Origin of the sequence: Nocardioides sp. NPDC101246, from assembly GCF_044767415.1 — a bacterium.
GTDB lineage: Bacteria > Actinomycetota > Actinomycetes > Propionibacteriales > Nocardioidaceae > Nocardioides.
This window is the reverse complement of sequence record NZ_JBIWNX010000023.1, coordinates 68,346-85,530: the sequence shown is the minus strand read 5'-3', so window position 1 is coordinate 85,530 and position 17,185 is coordinate 68,346. Positions and strand designations below refer to the sequence as shown.

The window sequence follows — 17,185 nt, the reverse complement described above, 5'->3', positions numbered from 1 at the left end:
TCGCCCGACCCCAGCGACCTCTCGCCCGACCCCAGCGACCTCTCGCCCGACCCCAGCGACCTCTCGCCCGACCCCAGCGACCTCTCGCCCGACCCCAGCGACCTCTCGCCCGACCCCAGCGACCTCTCGCCCGACCCCAGCGACCTCTCGCCCGACCCCAGCGACCTCTCGCCCGACCCCAGCGACCTCTCGCCCGACCCCAGCGACCTCTCGCCCGACCCAAGCGACCTCTCGGCAGATTCGAGTCGCAGCGGAGCAGAATCCCGCCATGGCGGGGTTCTACCGCACCCAGCGCCGCCTACCCGCCGCATTTTCCCGCCATGGCGGGGAAATGCCCCCGCGCCACGTACAGGCGCCGTCCACCAACGCCAATCGGAACCTCACCCGTGACGCCTCGGCCGACCGCAGCGACCTCTCGGCGAGTGGGTAGTTCTGGACACCCAGAACGCAGTTGTGGGCGACGAAACTCGCGTTTCGTCGCCCACAACTAAAGATTCGGCCCGCCACAGGTGCGGACTCGGCGGCTCAGCCGACGACAACCTCGATCCGCTGGAACTCCTTGAGGTCGGTGTAACCCGTGGTGGCCATGGCGCGCTTGAGGGCGCCGACGAGGTTCATGGTGCCGTCGGCGACGTGGGAGGGACCGTAGAGGACCTCCTCGAAGGTGCCGACGGGCTCGAACGCGACCCGCTCGCCGCGGGGCAGGTCGGCGTGGTGGGCCTCGTTGCCCCAGTGGAATCCCTTGCCGGGGGCGTCGGTGGCGCGGGCGAAGGGCGAGCCGACCATGACGGCGTCGGCACCGCAGGCGATCGCCTTGGCGATGTCGCCGGAACGGCCGACGGCGCCGTCGGCGATGACGTGGACATAGCGGCCGCCGGACTCGTCCAGGTAGTCGCGACGCGCGGCGGCGACGTCGGCCACCGCGGAGGCCATCGGCACAGCCACGCCGAGCACGGTCCGGGTGGTGTGCGCCGCGCCGCCGCCGAAGCCGACCAGGACGCCGGCCGCGCCGGTGCGCATCAGGTGCAACGCCGCCTGGTAGGTCGCGCAACCGCCCACGATCACCGGCACGTCGAGCTCGTAGATGAACTCCTTGAGGTTGAGCGGCTCGGCCTGGGAGGAGACGTGCTCGGCCGAGACGGTGGTGCCGCGGATGACGAAGAGGTCGACACCGGCGTCGACGACGGCCTTGGCGAACTCCTTCGTGTGCTGCGGGGACAGCGCCCCGGCCACGGTGACGCCCGAGGCGCGCACCTCACGCAGCCGCTCGGTGATCAGCTCGGCCCGGATCGGGGCCTCGTAGATCTCCTGCAGACGCCGGGTCGCGTCGACGCCGCTCAGCTCGGCCAGCTCGTCGAGCAGCGGCTGCGGGTCGTCGTACCGGGTCCACACGCCCTCGAGGTTGAGCACCCCGAGGCCGCCGAGCTTGCCCATCGCGATCGCGGTCGAGGGCGACATCACCGAGTCCATCGGCGCCGCGATCACCGGGATGTCGAAGCGGTACGCGTCGATCTGCCAGTCGGTGCTCACCTCGGTGGTGTCACGGGTGCGCCGGGACGGCACGATCGCCACGTCGTCGAAGGCGTACGCCCGTCGTGCTCGCTTGGCCCGGCCGATCTCGATCTCAGTCACAGGACGGATTGTTCCACGGGACCGGATCGAGATCGGAAAGCCCACACGCACCGACCCTAGCTACGCACCGCGGTCAGCAGCAGGTACTCCCACTTCATCACCCCGGCCGTGACGTAGCGGTCCCCCAGCTCGGCGAGCGCGGCGTCGAGCTCGGCGGTCCGGGCCTCGTCGTCGGCGATCCCGCGATAGGCGACGATCGTGGGCCCGTAGCAGGCCTTGAAGAAGTCACGGAACTCCGCGCCGGTCTCGAACGAGTCGATGTCGACCGTCCGCTTCTCGGCCCGGACAGAGGTCACCTGGTCGCCCAGCAGGCCGCGTACATGGGTCTCGTCGCCCCATCGCGGCGGCGGCTGCGCGCCCTCGGGCGGCGGCGCCATGAACGGCTTCATCGTGGCGAACATCTGGCCGATGAAGCCCTCCGGCGTCCAGCTGACCAGGCCGATGCGACCACCCGGCCGTACGACCCGGACGAGCTCGGCAGCGGCCTTCTCGTGGAACGGCGCGAACATGATGCCGACGCAGGACATCACCACGTCGAAGGCGGCGTCGTCGAACGGCAGCGCCTCGGCATCGGCGACGCGCCAGGTGAGCGAGTCGGCTCCCGCCTCGACTGCGTGAGCCTGGCCGATCTCGAGCAGCTCGGGCGACAGGTCGCTGGCGGTCACCTCCGCGCCGGCGAGAGCGGCAGGGATGGCGGCGTTCCCGGTGCCGGCGGCGATGTCGAGCACGCGGTCGCCCGAACCGATCTCACAGGCCTCGACGAGCACCTGGCCGAGCTCGGGGATGAGCTCGTCGGCGACCCGGGCGTAATTCCCGAGGCCCCACATCGCGCGGTGCTTGGCCTTCAGGTCGGGTGAAGCTGGTGTTGCGGTCATGTCTTCCTCCAAAGACGTTGACCCGAGACTTGATCTGGAGGTTCCAGCCTCGCTCGGTGTGGCAGCGGGCCGCTAGTGCCGTATCTGAACTCATCGAAGTTCAGGATCTGTACTTGCTGTCCGCCCCCGTCAGCGGTCTACTGATGACAGGATCTCGGGCTGCGAAGGAGGCGGTCCGATGGCGGGATACGGCCAGTTCTGTCCGGTGGCGAAGGCCATGGAGGTGCTCGACGAGCGGTGGACGCTGCTCGTCGTTCGCGAGCTGCTGCTCGGCAGCACCCACTTCAACGAGCTCCGCAGGGGCGTGCCGAAGATGTCGCCGGCTCTGCTCTCCAAGCGGCTGCGCACCCTGGAGCGTGCCGGCATCATCGAGCGGCGCGGCGAAGGGCAGCGTTCGTCCTACCACCTCACCGCCAGCGGTCAGGAGCTCGCCACGGTCGTCACCGCGCTCCACCAATGGGGCATCCGCTGGGTCGGCGAGCTCGGCCAGGCCGACCTCGATCCCCACCTGCTCTTCTGGGACATGCGCCGCACCATCCCGATAGAGGTGTGGCCGCGGAAGCGCACCGTGGTCGAGTTCCGCCTCACCGACGTCGAGCCCAAGGTCGCCCGGTGGTGGCTCGTGGTCTCCGCCGACCAGGCCGAGGTCTGCGACTTCGACCCCGGTTTCGAGGTCGACGCCCGGCTCGCCGGCAGCCTGCGTACGCTCACCGAGATCTGGCGTGGCGACCTCGCCTGGCCGATGGCGCTGCGCGCCGAGATGGTCAGCATCGCCGCCGCCGAGGACGTGCGCCGCGCCCTCCCCGGCTGGCTCGGCCAGTCCACCGCCGCCCACGTCCCGCGCCCTCAACTCCAGTCATAGGAGAGGACGAAGCCGTACGCCTCTCCGCCGCCCTCCTCGGAGAGGACCATGTCGGCCTCGCCGACGAGACCTTCGAGGCCGCCGGTGCCGAGGCCGGGGACGACGGTGAGGTGGGAGCGGACGGTGGCATCGGCGTACGTCCCGCTGATCCGCCACACGCACGAACCCTCCTGGCCGGCGATGGAGCCGGTGAACTGCTCGTACGCCTCGAAGACCGCGCCGCCGGCCGGGTTGCCGTAGGCGCCGATCATCCGCGCGACCCCCGTGCCCTGGATCTCGCCGGCGTAGGTGTAGTCGGTCTCGGCGGTGGTCAGGCCGCGGTGCGGGATGTAGACGTCGTCGCCCATCTTGGTTCCTTCGCCGTCGATGTCGACGTAGGCCGCCTCGTGCCAGCGGGAGACGGTCATCGTGGTGCTTGCCTTGTTGCCGTAGGTCGTCATGGGTCCAGCCTGCTCCGGCAGCAGGGGCGCGGGATTGAAGGAACGCGCCATATCGTTGGTGGCATGGAGAGCAGGGGCTACCCGGATGCGATCGTGCGACCGGTGACGGCCGCCAAGGCGATCACCACCGAGCGGTTCGAGCCGTCGCCCGAGATCGCGGGTCACGTGGACTACCACTGGTACGTCGGCTGGGACCTCGCCCAGCCGCACGACCAGCAGGTCATCCCGCAGCCTCGGATCCACGTCGCCGCCGAGGACGGCCGGCTGCTGGTGCACGGGATCGGCCGCAAGCCGTTCATGCGGCACCTGACCGGTCGGGGGCACACGCTCGGTGTCTCGTTCCTGCCCGGCCTCTTCCGTCCGGTGCTCGGCAGCCGGGTCAGCGCGATCGCCGACCAGGTCGTCCCGGCGCAGGAGCTGCTCGGCGTCGACGACCGGCCGGCAGCCGAACGGATCCTCACCTCGACGGACCCTGCGGAGATGGCCGCCGCGATGGAGGCCTACCTCCTCGACGTCGGCCTCCCGAGCGATCCCGTCGCCGAGGACGTACGCCGCTGGGCGGCCCTCGCCGAGGAGGACCGCTCGATCACCCGGGCCGAGCAGCTCGCCGACCGCGCCGGCCTGAGCCTGCGGTCGCTGCAGCGCCTGTTCAGCGAGTACGTCGGGATCGGCCCGAAGTGGGTCGTGCAGCGGTTCCGCGTGCTCGAGGTCGCCGCCCGCGCCCATTCCGGTGACGTCGACTGGGCGGCGGTCGCCGCGGAGCTGGACTTCAGCGACCAGGCCCACCTTGTGCGTACGTTCCGGGACGTCGTCGGCGCTCCCCCGGCGGCCTACGCCAAGGATCTCTAGGGGTCGTGAAGCTGAGAGTGACCCAGGGGCCACTCTCAGCTTCACAACCCAGGTGCGATCCGTTCCAGCGCGTCCGCGGACGGCGATCCGGGCTCGGCCCGGTAGAGCACGATGCGCTGGCTGGTCTCGGGCAGCACCATCGCCTCATACGCCAGATCCAGCCGCCCCGCGACCGGATGCCGCAACCGCTTGATCCCGTAGCCGCAGTCCATCACCGGATGCTCGGCCCACAGCTCGGCGAACAGGTCGCTGCGCTGGACGAGCTCGCCGACGAGGCAGCTGAGGATGTGGTCGTCGGGGTGCAGGCCCGAGGAGTAGCGCAGGAAGCCGACCATCTGCAGCGCGGTGCCCTCGGGGTCGACGAAGAGCTCGGACCCACCCGGCTCGAGGAAGAACCGCCGGATCATGTTGGGCCGCTTCGGCCGGCCGGCGAATGGCGCATCGAAGTCCAGCCCGTGGCCGAAGAGGCGGTGCCCGAGGTCGTTCCAGGCGAGCACGTAGTTGGCGTGGTCGGTGATGAGCGCCGGTCCGGGATAGTCCATCAGCATCGCCACCGCGGTCGGGCGCGGCTCCTCGTCGCGGCCGCTCGCCGACACCGTCTCGACCGGCCGCGCCAGCCTCCGTAGGTGGACACGCTCCTCGGCGCTGAGCCGCAGCGCGCGGGCGAGCGCGTCGACCACCGAGTCGGAGGCATTGTGGTGGTCGGCCTGCTCGAGCCGGGTGTAGTAGGTCGGCGAGACGCCGGCCAGCATCGCCAGCTCCTCGCGCCGAAGCCCGGGCACACGGCGGGCGCCGTAGGACACCAGCCCGGCGTCCTCGGGACTGATCGCCGCCCGGCGGCTGCGCAGGAACTCTCCGAGCTCGGTCGTCATGGTTCCTATAGTGCGGCGGGGCGGCGATTTCTTCCTGACCCTGTCAGTGACAGGCACGCGGATGGGTGGCAGGACAGGTGTCTGGTTGACGTACGCCGGCTGCCGGAGCGTTGGGGCCATGACCACGATCACCCAGGCCGAGCCCGTACGTCGGGCCACCATGAGCCGCGGACAGCTGCTGGTGCTCCTGCTGCTGCTCGCCTCCCAGTTCACCCTGACCGTCGACTTCTCGATCCTCAACGTGGCGCTGCCGACCGTCGGCGCGAGCCTCGGCTTCGCCGAGGCCGACGTGCAGTGGATCGCGACCGCGTTCGCCCTGTGCGCGGCCGGGTTCACGCTGCTCTTCGGCCGGATCGGCGACTACGTCGGCCGACGCCGGGTCTTCCTGATCGGCATGGTCGCGCTGGGGGCCGCCTCGCTGCTCGGCGGGGTCGCCACCTCACCCGAGCTGCTGCTCACGGCCCGGGTCGCCCAGGGTCTCGCGACCGCCGCGGTCACCCCGGCGGCGCTCTCCTTGCTCACCGTCTCTTTCCCGGAGGGACCGCTGCGGCAGCGCGCCCTGGGGCTGAACAGCGTGGTGATGTCGACCGGGTTCACCGCCGGCGCGGTGCTCGGCGGGGTGCTCACCGATCTGCTGTCGTGGCGCTGGGCGTTCCTGGTCAATGTGCCGATCGCGCTGCTGGTGGTCGCCGTCGCGCCGTTCGTGCTGCGGGACTCCGCCGACCGGGAACGGTCGCGGCTCGACCTCCCGGGTGCCGTGCTGGTGACGTCCGGGCTGCTCGCGCTGGTCTACGGCGCGACCCGGCTGGGTGAGGCGGGCATCGCCGACGTGTGGGGGCTGGCCTCGATCGCTGCCGCGGTGGTGCTGCTGGTCGCGTTCTGGCGGGCCGAGTCTCGTCACCCGCACCCGCTGGTGCCGCTGCACATCCTCACCCGGCGCACGATCGGGTTCGGCAACATCGCCGGCTTCGCGACCTTCGCCTTCGAGTCGTCGCTGGTCTTCGTGCTGACGATGTACCTCCAGCACGTCCTCGGCCTCAACGCCCTGCAGACCGGGCTGATGCTCGTCGCGATGGGGGCAGGGGCGATCATCGGCGGGTCCGTCGGTCCGCGGGTGATCGAGGCCTTCGGCGTACGCAACACCGTGGCGGGCGGGCTCGCCGTCCAGGCGGTCACCACTGGCGTACTCGTCCTGATCGGGCCCTCGGTCGGCTGGCTGTGGTTCCTCGGCCTGATGAACTTCATCGGCGCCATCGGACACGTAGCGGCGATCGTCGGGTTCATGGTCGCGGCGACCTCCGGGCTCCCCGACCACGAGCAGGGCCTGGCCACCGGGCTGGCGATGATGACCCAGCAGGTCGCGATCGCGCTCGGCATCCCGATCATGTCCACCGTTGCCACGGCCGCGGGCGGAGTCGCCTCGCTCGGCGCGCTCCAGGTGGCGGTCGGGGTCAACGCCGTGCTCGTCCTGGGTGCGGCTCTGCTGGTTGCCGGCGGCCTCCGTCCCGAAACCCGAAACTCGCTCAACTAAGTCGATCAACTTGCTAAACTTTTGCCATGGCTGATCACCCCCGCCTCCGACTGGCAGTCGCTCTCGACGGAGCCGGGTGGCACCCGGCCGCCTGGCAGGAACCGAACGCCCGGCCCCAGGAGCTGCTGACACCCGGCTACTGGGCCGGCCTCGTCCAGGAGGCCGAGGCCGGTCTCCTGGACTTCGTCACGATCGAGGACTCGCTCTCGATCCAGACCGACGCCCCCTTCGGCACCGAGGACGACGACCGCACCGACCGGGTGCGCGGGCGGCTCGACGCGGTGCTGATCGCGTCCCGGATCGCACCGCTGACCAGGGACATCGGCATCGTGCCGACGGCGATCGTGACCCACACCGAGCCGTTCCATCTCAGCAAGGCGATCGCGACGCTGGACTACGTGAGCCGGGGCCGGGCCGGCGTACGCGTCCAGGTCGCGCCGCGACGCCGCGACGCGGCGCTGTTCGGGCGGCGGGAGTTCCCGGAGATCTCGTACGCCGCCTTGGACTCCCCCGCAGGCGAGGAGCTGATCCGGGAGGCGTTCGCCGAGGCGGCCGACTACGTCGAGGTGCTGCGGCGGCTGTGGGACTCCTGGGAGGACGACGCGGAGATCCGCGACGTCGCGACCGGGCGGTTCGTCGACCGCAAGAAGATCCACTACATCGACTTCGAGGGTCTCCACTTCGACGTCAAGGGCCCCTCGATCACCCCGCGGCCTCCCCAGGGGCAGCCGGTCGTTGCCGCCCTCGCCCACCGGGACCGGCCCTTCGAGCTGGTCGGCACCTCGGCCGACGTCGGGTTCGTGACGCCGCGCAACGCCGCCGACATCGCCGAGATCACCGCCACGATCCGGGCCGCGCAGACTGCCGCCGGACGGGACAACGAGACCGTCCATGTCTTCGGCGACATCGTCGTCATCCTCGACGAGACCGAGCAGGCCGCCCGGGAGCGGCTGGCTCGCCTCGACGCTGCTGCCGGGGGCGCGTACGAGTCCGACGCTCTGGTCTTCGCCGGGACGCCCGAGGGACTCGCCGACCTGCTCGCGACCTGGCACGCCGCCGGGCTGAGTGGATTCCGGCTGCGGCCGGCAGTGCTCCCCGATGACCTGGTGCAGATCACCCGACAGCTCGTGCCCGAGCTGCAGAGGCGCGGGCTCTTCCATGATGCGTACGACGCCAGCACCCTCCGGGGCGCGCTCGGTCTGCCGCGTCCCGTCAGCCGCTACGCCACCACGGAGGGGACGCCCGCATGAACGACAGGCCGAAGAAGCAGATCCACCTCGCCGCCCACTTCCCCGGGGTCAACAACACGACCGTGTGGAGCGACCCGGCCTCGGGCAGCCACATCGAGTTCGACTCGTTCGTCGAGTTCGCCCAGATCGCCGAGCGTGGGCTGTTCGACTTCATGTTCCTCGCCGAGGGGCTGCGGCTGCGCGAGCAGGCCGGGGAGATCTACGACCTCGACGTGGTCGGGCGGCCCGACACGTTCACGATCCTGGCCGCGCTCGCCGCGGTCACCGACCACCTCGGACTGACCGGCACGATCAACTCGACCTTCAACGAGCCCTACGAGGTCGCCCGCCAGTTCGCCAGCCTCGACCACCTCTCCGACGGCCGGGCCGCGTGGAACGTGGTCACCTCCTGGGACGCGTTCACCGGGGAGAACTTCCGGCGCGGCGGCTACCTGCCGCAGGGCGAGCGCTACGAGCGGGCCCGGACGTTCCTCGACGCCGCGACCCGGCTGTGGGACACCTGGAAGGGGGACGAGATCCTCGCCGACAAGGCCTCAGGGGCGTTCCTGTCGACACCGGCACCCGGCACGTTCGAGCACCGTGACAGCCAGTTCGACATCAGCGGCCGGTTCAACGTTCCGCGGAGCCCGCAGGGCCGCCCGGTGATCTTCCAGGCCGGCGACTCCGAGGAGGGCCGCGAGTTCGCGGCGGCCAAGGCCGACGCGATCTTCTCCCGGCACAGCCACCTCGAGGACGGCCAACGGTTCTACACAGATGTGAAGGGACGCCTGGAGCGACACGGAAGAAGGCACGAGGACCTGCTGATCCTGCCCGCGGCCACCTTCGTGCTCGCCGACACCGATGCCGAGGCCGTCGAGCTGGCCCGCGAGATCCGCTTGCAGCAGGTCTCGCCCGCGACCGCGATCAAGCTCCTCGAGCAGCTGTGGAACCGCGACCTCTCCGACCATGACCCCGACGGTCCGCTCCCCACCGTCGACCCCTCGGAGAACGACGACCTGATCGCCAAGGGCCGCGCCAGCGCCCGTTCGCACGGCGACCGACTGGAGCAGGCCGAGCGGTGGCGGGCGATCTCGCGCGAGAAAGGGCTGAGCACTCGCGAGACGATCGTCGAGGTCACCGGCCGGCAGAGCTTCATCGGCTCGGCGGAGACGATCGCGTCCACCATCGACGACTACGTCCAGGCCGACGCCGCCGACGGCTACATCCTGGTCTCCCACATCACCCCCGGCGGTCTGGCGCCCTTCGTGGACCATGTGGTGCCGCTGCTCCAGGAGCGCGGCGTCTTCCGCACCGCCTACGAAGGGGCCACGCTCCGCGAGAACCTCGGTCTGCGGGAGCCGGCGCAGTGAGGTTCCTGGCGATCACGCTCATCGTCCACCGGCCCGATCCGGTGACGGGGCAGCAGAAGGCGACGTACGACAGGTTTCAGGAGGTCGTCGCCAACGCGGTCCTCGCCGAGGAGCTGGGGTTCGACGGGTTCGGGGTCGGCGAGCGGCACGAGCGGCCGTTCATCTCCTCCTCCCCGACGGTGGTTCTCTCCCACCTCGCCGCCCTGACGAGCCGGATCAGGCTGTTCACCGCGGTGACCACGCTGGCGCTGCTGGACCCGGTGCGGGCCTATGAGGACTACGCGACGCTCGACCATCTCGCAGGCGGCCGGCTCGAGCTGATCATCGGCAAGGGAAACGGGTCGGCCCAGCGTGATCTGTTCCAGGTGACGCCGGAGGACCAGTGGGACCGGAACGCGGAGTCGTACGAGATCTTCCGGAAGCTCTGGCGCCAGGACCAGGTGACGGCTTCCCCTCGGTTCCGGCCCGACCTGGTGGAGGCGGAGGTCTGGCCGCGGCCGCTGCAGCAGCCGGTACGGGTCTGGCACGGGAGCGCCACTTCGAAGGAGTCCGTCGACCTCGCCGCCCGCTACGGCGACCCGCTCTTCTCGGCCAACGTGACGAACCCGATCGAGCCCTACGGCGAGCTGGTCGACCACTACCGCGAGCGCTGGGTGGCCTACGGCCACGCCCCCGCCGACATCGCGATCGGCGCCGGGACGGCAGGGCTGCTCGTGGCGAGAACCAGCCAAGAGGCGTACGCCGCCTATCGGCCCGTCTTCGAGGGCCAGCTCGCCTTCCAGGCGAGCCTCGGGCTCGAGCCGGTCTTCGCGACCCTGGAGGACTTCGTCGAGCGCTCCTCGGCGCTGGTCGGGTCGCCGCAGCAGGTGCTCGAGAAGATCCACCGCTACCACGACCGCTTCGGGCACCAGGTCGTCCACGTCCAGGCGGATGCGAGCGGCCTGACCGAGCAGCAGCACCGCGACAGCCTGGAGCTCTTCGCGACCGAGGTCGCCGCCCCGCTGCGTACCGCCCTCCCCGACCCGCCCTGGGGCTGGGGCTCCCCCACGAATGGAGCACACCCATGAGCCGCACACCGTTGTCAGTCCTCGATCTCGTGCCGGTGTCCTCCGGAGCGGACGGCGCGGACGCCCTACGCAACGCGATCGACCTCGCGCAGGCCGCCGAGTCCTTCGGCTACCACCGCTACTGGGTCGCCGAGCACCACCTCAACCCCGGGGTCGCCGGCACATCGCCCGCGGTCGTCCTGGCGCTGCTCGGCAGCGCCACCTCGCGGATCCGGATCGGGTCCGGGGCGGTGCTGATGGGGCACCGGACGGCACTGTCGACGATCGAGGAGTTCGGGCTGCTCGACGCCGCCTTCCCCGGTCGGATCGACCTCGGCCTGGGCCGCTCCGGCGGCCGACCCGGAGCCTCGAGCCCGGTGGCGATCCCTGTGGAGCTGGTCGACGGACGCACTGCGGAGGGGCTGCTGGTTCCGCCCAAGTTCGATCCCAGCGGGCTGCTCGGCTCACCGCGGTTCCGGCTCCAGAAGGAGCTCCTGCAGCTCCCCGGCGCGACCGCGGCCGACTACGGCGAGCAGATCGACACGATCCTGGCCTTCGTCGACGGCACCTACCGTGACACCGCCGGCACCCCGGCGCGAGTCGTACCCGGCGAGGGTGCCGAGCTCGAGCTCTGGGTGCTGGGCAGCAGCGGCGGCGAGAGCGCCGAGGCGGCCGGGAAACGAGGCCTCCGGTTCGCGACGAACTACCACGTGAACCCCTCCGGGGTCCTCGAGGCGGCGCACTCCTACCGCACCGCCTTCGCGCCTTCCGACACCCTCGCCGAACCCCACGTCGCGGTCTCCGCCGACGTGGTCGTCGCCGAGACCGAGGAGGAGGCGCGCGAGCTCGCCACCGGTTACGGCCTGTGGGTGCGATCCATCCGCACCGCCGAGGGCGCCATCCCGTTCCCGACCCCCGACGAGGCCCGCGAGTGGGAGTGGACCGACGAGGACCGGGCCCTGGTCCAGGATCGCCTCGACACCCAGTTCGTCGGCACCGCGGCGCAGGTCGCCGACCGGCTCGAGATCCTCCGGGCCGCGGTCCGGGCCGACGAGCTGGTCATCACGACCATCACCCACGACCACGCCGACCGGGTCCGCTCCTACGAGCTGCTCGCCGAGGAGTGGGCCCGGCGCGGTCGCTAGGGCCAGATGCAGACCGAGGTACCTCGGTAGGGCATCACTTCCTTCGTTGAACTCCACGAAGGAAGTGACCGTCCACCGAGTTACCTCGGTCAGCATTCGGCCGATCCCCTACGGCAGCTTCTCCCCCGCCTCGACCGCGACCGGCAGCCGGTTGCCGGCCGGCGGGAGCGGGCAGGTGGCGTGGTCGGTGTAGGCGCACGGCAGGTTGGTCGCGCGGTTGAAGTCGACGACCAGGTTGCCCTCCTCGTCGGGCGCGGCGACGGACAGCGACCGGTTGGCGGCGTACGTCGTCCTGCCCGAGGTCTGGTCGACGAACAGCACGTGCAGCGAGCCGGGCGCGGAGCCGGGGAAGGCGATGAGGCTGTGCACCGCGCCGCCCACCTCGAACTCGATCTCGCCGACCGCCTCGTAGACGTGCTCCAGCCCGTCGACGACCGACCCGACGGTGGTCGGCACCGGGGTCTCGTAGGCGACGAAGCGCCCGGGCACGGCCCACGTCGGGTCCGGGGCGTAGGCCGGCGTCCCGCGATAGCCGACGAGCACCGGGTTGTCGGGGTGCCGCGGGCGGATCATGTCGTTGCCGCCCCGCCTGGCGATCTCGACGACCGCGTCACCGAACTCGGCGGTGATCCCGCCACGCTCGTCGAGGCCGCCGAACGAGTGCCGGCCGGTGATCACGACGCCGTCGACGACCAGCGACTCACCCGGGGCCAGCGAGACCACGACACCCTCGGGCCCGCTCGACCAGGCGCCCGGCACGTCGTCGTACGTCTCCGGCTCCTCGGCGAGCCAGCGGATCGAGGTGATCGCGAGGAATCCGTGGGCCGAGGCGCGCTTCTTCTCGTGCTCCTCGTGCCAGGTCGCCCAGTCCTGGGCGAAGGCGTCGGTGTCGGTGACGGTCATGGGGTCCTCCCGGAAGGTTCAGAATGCCGGCTTCGGATTGAACTCCGACTTGTCCAGCTTTATGTCGGAAACGTCCCACTTCGTGAAGATCTTGTTGTAAGTCCCGTCGGCGATGAGCGCATTGATCGCGTCGACGAGCACCGGCGCCAGCGGCGACTTCTTGGCGACGACGAAGCCGACATCGGTGAGGCTGAGCTCGCCGAGGTACTTCAGCCCGGGCTGGTGCGAGACCAGATACTTCAGCGACAGGGTCGGTCCGAAGTAGAGGTCGGTCTTGCCGTTCTGCAGGCCGAGGAGGATCGCGGCGTTGTCCTTGAAGTACTCCACCTCGTACGCCTTCTTGCCGGCCTTCTCGCACTCGGCGGCACCGTCCTCGAGGATCTGCTGGAAGCTGGAGCCGGGCGACGTCGCGACCGTGTGGCCGCAGATGTCGGTCAGCGTCTTCACCTGGTCGAGGTCACCGTCCTCGCGGCTGACGAACGACTGCCCGTCGAGCAGGTAGGTCGCGTAGTCGACCACCTCGAGCCGCTCGGAGGTGACCGCGAAGTTGGCCTGACCGACGTCGTACTTCCCGCTCTGGGTGCCCGGGACGATCGTCTCGAAGCTGCCGAACTCGGTCTTCCACTTCACGCCCAGCTTGGCCGCGATCGCGTTGCGCAGGTCGATGTCGAGGCCGATCTGCGCGCCGGACTGGTCGGAGCCGCCGTGCGGGAGGTTCTGCTCCCCGGTCGCCTCGGTGGTGCCGAGGACGAGCGTCTTGGACTTCTGTACGTCGGCGGGCAGCCGCTCGGTCAGCGCCGGGTCCGCCTTCACATCCGAGACGACGTCCTGGGTCGGGATCGCGACCGGCTCGGCGGAGGCCGACCCGTCCGATCCGATGCCACGCTCGGCGGCGCTGAGCGTGTCGGAGGCGTTGCCGCATCCGGCGAGGGCGAGTGGCAGGGCCGCGAGGGCGACCAGGGCGAGCTTGAGCTTCACGGGACGGGGTCCTTTCGAGGGGGTCACAACACAGCGGAGAGGAACGCCCGAGCGCGCTCATGGGTGGGAGACACGAGTACGTCGCCGGGTGCCCCGGCCTCGACCAGCCGGCCCTCGTCGAGGAAGACGACCTGGTCGGCGACCTCGCGGGCGAAGCCGATCTCGTGGGTGACCACGATCATCGTCATCCCGGTCTGCGCGAGGTCCTTCATCACGCCGAGCACCTCGCCGACCATCTCCGGGTCGAGCGCGGAGGTCGGCTCGTCGAAGAGCATCAGGTCGGGTTCGACCGCGAGGGCGCGGGCGATCGCCACCCGCTGCTGCTGGCCGCCCGACATCTGCCGCGGGTAGGAGGCTCCTCGGTCGGCGAGGCCGACGCGCTCCAGCAGCTCGCGCCCGCGGGTCTCGGCCGCCCGGCGGCGTACGCCTGCGGCCAGCTGCCCCTCGAGGACGTTCTCCAGCGCGGTCTTGTGCGGGAACAGGTTGAACTGCTGGAAGACCATCCCGATCCGGCTGCGCTGGCGGGTGATCGCCCGGTCGGAGAGCTCTCGCAACTGGCTGCCGTCGCGGCGGTAGCCGATGATCTCGCCGTTGACCTCGACGAACCCGGCGTCGGGCTTCTCCAGATGGTTGACGGTACGCAGCAGTGTCGACTTCCCCGACCCCGACGGCCCCAGGACGACCGCCACCGATCCCCGGGCGACGTCGAGATCGATGCGGTCGAGGACCGTGCTGGCGCCGAACCGCTTGGTCAGGCCGCGGACGCGCACGAGGGGCTCGCTCATCACAGGACCTCCGCTTCCCGACGGGGCGAGCGCGGGACGAGCGGCAGCTGACCGCGCCACAGCCGCCAGAACCCGGTGCGGGCACCCTTGCCGCGGGCGTAGTAGCGCTCGACGAAGAACTGGATCGTCGACAGGATCGTGACCAGGATCAGGTACCAGATCGTGGCTACCAGCAGCAGAGGGATGACCAAGTAGTTCTGGGCGTAGATCAGCTGCACCGAGTAGAGCAGGTCCTGCACCGCGATCACCGAGACGATCGAGGTGCCCTTGAGCAGCCCGATCAGCAGGTTGCCGGAGGCCGGGATGATCGCCGGCATCGCCTGCGGCAGCACGATCCGCCAGAAGATCCGGGCCTTGGAGAGGCCGAGCGCCTTGGCCGCCTCGGTCTGGCCGGCCTCGACCGAGACCAGGCCGCCGCGGATGATCTCGGCGGCGAACGCGGCGATGTCGAAGGTGAGGCCGACGAAGGCGGCGAGCAGGCCGCTGAACAGGTGGGCCGTCTCGATCGTGACGAACGGTTTCAGGAACGGGATGCCCAGGCTGATCTGCGGATACAGCGAGGCCATCTGGAACCAGAAGAGCAACTGCAGCAACGGCGGCACACTCCGGAAGAACCAGATGTAGACCGCGCTCACCGAGCTCAGCACCGGGTTCGCGGAGAGCCGCATGACCGCGAGCACGATGCCGAGCAGGTAGGAGCTCACCAGCACCGCGGCGGTCAGCCACAGCGTCAGCACCAGCCCGTCGAGGATGGAGGGGCGCAGGAAGAACGCGCCGACCACATCCCAGTGGTAGCGCGGGTTCGTCACCAGGCTCTTCACGATCCCGGCCACGACCAGCAGCGCGAGCACCGCCGAGATCCACTGTCCCGGTTTGCGGCGCGCGACGAGCCGGGCACCGAGGAGCTCCTCGTCGCCGTCTCGGGTGAGAAGGGGGCGGCGTACGACCTCATCGACACTCACGCACAACCACCCTCTATATGTTGAGTAACTTACTCAACATTATAGCCGGGATGAGCGCCGCACGAGGCCAGTCCACCAAACGAGACACTGCCGAGTCGGCGCATCCTGACCGAAAATCCCGCCGAGTCGGCGCGTTATGACGCGCCGACTCGGCGGGATCTGGTGTCAGTTCGAGCCGACTCGGCCCGTATGCAAGTGTCAGACGTGGTAGTTGGGCGCCTCGGCGGTGACCTGGACGTCGTGGGGGTGCGACTCCTTGAGCGAGGCGGAGGTGATCCGCATGAAGCGGCCCTGGGTCTGCAGCTCGGGGATGGTGCGCGCGCCGACGTAGAACATGGTCTGGTGCAGGCCGCCGGTGAGCTGGTGGGCGACGGTGGCCAGCGAGCCCTTGTAGGCGACCTGACCCTCGACGCCCTCGGGGACGATCATGTCGTCGTCGGTGACCTCGGCCTGGAAGTAGCGGTCCTTGGAGAACGACTTCTTCCCACGGCTCGACATGGCCCCCATCGAGCCCATGCCGCGGTAGGCCTTGAACTGCTTGCCGTTGATCAGGACCGTGTCGCCGGGGGTCTCCTCGGTGCCGGCGAGCATCGAGCCGAGCATCACGGTGTCGGCGCCGGCGACGATGGCCTTGCCGATCTCGCCGGAGTAGCGCAGACCACCGTCGGCGATCACCGGGACGCCGGCCGGCTTGCAGGCCAGGCTCGCCTCGTAGACGGCCGAGATCTGCGGAACGCCGACGCCGGTGACGACGCGGGTGGTGCAGATCGAGCCCGGGCCGACACCGACCTTGACCGCGTCGGCGCCCGCGTCGACGAAGCTCTGCGCGCCCTCCTTGGTCGCGACGTTGCCGCCGATGACCTGGACGTGCTTGGTGGCCGGGTCGGTCTTGAGGCGACGGACCATGTCGATCAGCATGCGTACGTTGCCGTGGGCGGTGTCCGCGACGAGCACGTCGACACCGGCATCGATGAGCGTGGTGGCCCGCTCCCAGGCGTCACCGAAGTAGCCGATCGCGGCGCCGACGAGCAGCCGTCCTTGGGCGTCCTTCGACGCGTCGGGGAACTGCTCGGACTTCACGAAGTCCTTGACGGTGATCAGGCCGGTGATGCGGCCGTCGGTGTCGACCAGCGGGAGCCGCTCGAGCTTGTGCTGGCGCAGCAGCTTGGTGGCCTCTTCGCGCGAGATCTCGGCGGGGCCGGTGATCAGGTCCTTGGAGGTCATCACCTCGTTGACCTTCGTGGTCGCCCACTCCGCGACCGGGGTGAACCGGAGGTCGCGGTTGGTGATGATGCCGATCAGCTTCTGGTCGACGTCGACGACCGGGAAGCCGGAGATCCGGTATTCACCGGCGAGCTTGTCGAGCTGCTCCAGCGTCGCGTCGGGGCCGATGGTGACCGGGTTGGAGATGATCCCGGTCTGGGTGCGCTTGACGAGGTCGACCTGGTAGGCCTGATCCTCGATCGACAGGTTGCGGTGGAGCACGCCGATGCCGCCCTGGCGCGCCATCGCGATCGCCATCCGGGACTCGGTCACGGTGTCCATCGCCGCGGAGATCAGCGGGACCCGCAGGTTGATCTCGCGGGTCAGCCGGGAGGTCGTATCGATGTCCGACGGCGCCAGATCCGAGTATCCAGGCATCAGGAGTACGTCGTCGTAGGTGAGGCCGAGCGTCGCGAACTTCTCCGGGATCTCCATGAAGAGAT

Annotated in this window: 16 protein-coding genes; 7 read left to right on the top strand and 9 right to left on the bottom strand. The window is 70.1% G+C overall.

Annotated elements, in window-relative coordinates; genetic code table 11:
• Positions 1-525 precede the first annotated feature (525 nt).
• Together ACIRON_RS29320 and ACIRON_RS29315 are read right to left on the bottom strand one after the other, a co-directional pair.
• Positions 526-1,632, bottom strand: a complete 1,107-nt coding sequence (locus ACIRON_RS29320; RefSeq protein WP_402998477.1) for a GuaB3 family IMP dehydrogenase-related protein — start codon at positions 1,630-1,632, stop codon at positions 526-528.
• A 56-nt stretch (positions 1,633-1,688) separates the two neighbouring features.
• Positions 1,689-2,507 (bottom strand): class I SAM-dependent methyltransferase, encoded by an 819-nt coding sequence (locus ACIRON_RS29315; RefSeq protein WP_402998474.1) that lies wholly within the window; start codon positions 2,505-2,507, stop codon positions 1,689-1,691.
• Between the two features lie 178 nt (positions 2,508-2,685).
• Here ACIRON_RS29315 and ACIRON_RS29310 point away from each other — a divergent pair, with 178 nt between their 5' ends.
• Positions 2,686-3,369 carry a winged helix-turn-helix transcriptional regulator gene (locus tag ACIRON_RS29310; RefSeq protein WP_402998473.1) on the top strand — a complete coding sequence of 228 codons (684 nt, stop codon included), beginning with the start codon at positions 2,686-2,688 and terminating at the stop codon, positions 3,367-3,369.
• On the opposite strand, the gene ACIRON_RS29305 is transcribed toward ACIRON_RS29310, so the two are convergent.
• Complete coding sequence (locus ACIRON_RS29305) at positions 3,354-3,809, bottom strand: DUF3224 domain-containing protein (protein ID WP_402998470.1); 456 nt, start codon at positions 3,807-3,809, stop codon at positions 3,354-3,356. The two genes, ACIRON_RS29310 and ACIRON_RS29305, sit on opposite strands and share 16 nt — an antisense overlap.
• 63 nt (positions 3,810-3,872) lie before the next feature.
• Between ACIRON_RS29305 and ACIRON_RS29300 the strand changes: the two genes are divergently transcribed.
• Positions 3,873-4,658: a helix-turn-helix domain-containing protein gene (locus tag ACIRON_RS29300; RefSeq protein WP_402998467.1), complete on the top strand. Its 786-nt coding sequence runs from the start codon at positions 3,873-3,875 to the stop codon at positions 4,656-4,658.
• 41 nt (positions 4,659-4,699) lie between these two features.
• Here ACIRON_RS29300 and ACIRON_RS29295 read toward each other — a convergent pair whose 3' ends face one another.
• Complete coding sequence (locus tag ACIRON_RS29295) at positions 4,700-5,530, bottom strand: helix-turn-helix transcriptional regulator (protein ID WP_402998464.1); 831 nt, start codon at positions 5,528-5,530, stop codon at positions 4,700-4,702.
• Between the two features lie 118 nt (positions 5,531-5,648).
• Between ACIRON_RS29295 and ACIRON_RS29290 the strand changes: the two genes are divergently transcribed.
• The 5 genes from ACIRON_RS29290 to ACIRON_RS29270 are packed head-to-tail and all read left to right on the top strand — an operon-like array spanning position 5,649 to position 11,851.
• Positions 5,649-7,061, top strand: a complete 1,413-nt coding sequence (locus tag ACIRON_RS29290) for an MFS transporter (RefSeq protein WP_402998461.1) — start codon at positions 5,649-5,651, stop codon at positions 7,059-7,061.
• A gap of 26 nt (positions 7,062-7,087) precedes the next feature.
• Positions 7,088-8,311: an LLM class flavin-dependent oxidoreductase gene (locus ACIRON_RS29285; RefSeq protein WP_402998458.1), complete on the top strand. Its 1,224-nt coding sequence runs from the start codon at positions 7,088-7,090 to the stop codon at positions 8,309-8,311.
• Positions 8,308-9,660 carry an NtaA/DmoA family FMN-dependent monooxygenase gene (locus ACIRON_RS29280; RefSeq protein ID WP_402998455.1) on the top strand — a complete coding sequence of 451 codons (1,353 nt, stop codon included), beginning with the start codon at positions 8,308-8,310 and terminating at the stop codon, positions 9,658-9,660. Before ACIRON_RS29285 ends, ACIRON_RS29280 begins: the two co-directional genes overlap by 4 nt.
• Positions 9,657-10,727 carry an LLM class flavin-dependent oxidoreductase gene (locus ACIRON_RS29275; RefSeq protein ID WP_402998452.1) on the top strand — a complete coding sequence of 357 codons (1,071 nt, stop codon included), beginning with the start codon at positions 9,657-9,659 and terminating at the stop codon, positions 10,725-10,727. Before ACIRON_RS29280 ends, ACIRON_RS29275 begins: the two co-directional genes overlap by 4 nt.
• Positions 10,724-11,851, top strand: a complete 1,128-nt coding sequence (locus ACIRON_RS29270; RefSeq protein WP_402998450.1) for an LLM class flavin-dependent oxidoreductase — start codon at positions 10,724-10,726, stop codon at positions 11,849-11,851. The genes ACIRON_RS29275 and ACIRON_RS29270 overlap by 4 nt, the downstream gene beginning before the upstream one ends.
• A 108-nt stretch (positions 11,852-11,959) precedes the next feature.
• Here ACIRON_RS29270 and ACIRON_RS29265 read toward each other — a convergent pair whose 3' ends face one another.
• The 5 genes from ACIRON_RS29265 to guaB all read right to left on the bottom strand — a co-directional run bounded on the left by ACIRON_RS29265 (position 11,960) and on the right by guaB (position 17,177).
• Entirely contained in the window at positions 11,960-12,754 is a 795-nt protein-coding gene (locus ACIRON_RS29265) for a DUF1684 domain-containing protein (protein WP_402998447.1), read from the bottom strand.
• Between the two features lie 18 nt (positions 12,755-12,772).
• A complete protein-coding gene (locus ACIRON_RS29260; RefSeq protein WP_402998445.1) occupies positions 12,773-13,732 on the bottom strand; it encodes a transporter substrate-binding domain-containing protein in 960 nt (319 codons plus the stop codon).
• A 23-nt stretch (positions 13,733-13,755) separates the two neighbouring features.
• Positions 13,756-14,517 (bottom strand): amino acid ABC transporter ATP-binding protein, encoded by a 762-nt coding sequence (locus ACIRON_RS29255; protein WP_402998443.1) that lies wholly within the window; start codon positions 14,515-14,517, stop codon positions 13,756-13,758.
• Positions 14,517-15,479, bottom strand: coding sequence for an amino acid ABC transporter permease (locus ACIRON_RS29250; RefSeq protein ID WP_402998441.1), 963 nt, complete (start codon positions 15,477-15,479; stop codon positions 14,517-14,519). The genes ACIRON_RS29255 and ACIRON_RS29250 overlap by 1 nt, the downstream gene beginning before the upstream one ends.
• A gap of 198 nt (positions 15,480-15,677) precedes the next feature.
• The gene (gene guaB / locus ACIRON_RS29245) at positions 15,678-17,177 is read right to left on the bottom strand and encodes an IMP dehydrogenase (protein ID WP_402998438.1); all 1,500 of its coding nucleotides are present in this window, start codon (positions 17,175-17,177) and stop codon (positions 15,678-15,680) included.
• Positions 17,178-17,185: the final 8 nt, after the last annotated feature.

Coding starts and splice junctions, on each gene's coding strand:
- ACIRON_RS29315 (WP_402998474.1), bottom strand. CDS start 2,507: ATGACCGCAACACCAGCTTCACCCGACCTGAAGGCCAAGCACCGCGCG.
- ACIRON_RS29310 (WP_402998473.1), top strand. CDS start 2,686: ATGGCGGGATACGGCCAGTTCTGTCCGGTGGCGAAGGCCATGGAGGTG.
- ACIRON_RS29305 (WP_402998470.1), bottom strand. CDS start 3,809: ATGACGACCTACGGCAACAAGGCAAGCACCACGATGACCGTCTCCCGC.
- ACIRON_RS29300 (WP_402998467.1), top strand. CDS start 3,873: ATGGAGAGCAGGGGCTACCCGGATGCGATCGTGCGACCGGTGACGGCC.
- ACIRON_RS29295 (WP_402998464.1), bottom strand. CDS start 5,530: ATGACGACCGAGCTCGGAGAGTTCCTGCGCAGCCGCCGGGCGGCGATC.
- ACIRON_RS29290 (WP_402998461.1), top strand. CDS start 5,649: ATGACCACGATCACCCAGGCCGAGCCCGTACGTCGGGCCACCATGAGC.
- ACIRON_RS29285 (WP_402998458.1), top strand. CDS start 7,088: ATGGCTGATCACCCCCGCCTCCGACTGGCAGTCGCTCTCGACGGAGCC.
- ACIRON_RS29280 (WP_402998455.1), top strand. CDS start 8,308: ATGAACGACAGGCCGAAGAAGCAGATCCACCTCGCCGCCCACTTCCCC.
- ACIRON_RS29270 (WP_402998450.1), top strand. CDS start 10,724: ATGAGCCGCACACCGTTGTCAGTCCTCGATCTCGTGCCGGTGTCCTCC.
- ACIRON_RS29265 (WP_402998447.1), bottom strand. CDS start 12,754: ATGACCGTCACCGACACCGACGCCTTCGCCCAGGACTGGGCGACCTGG.
- ACIRON_RS29255 (WP_402998443.1), bottom strand. CDS start 14,517: ATGAGCGAGCCCCTCGTGCGCGTCCGCGGCCTGACCAAGCGGTTCGGC.
- guaB (WP_402998438.1), bottom strand. CDS start 17,177: ATGGAGATCCCGGAGAAGTTCGCGACGCTCGGCCTCACCTACGACGAC.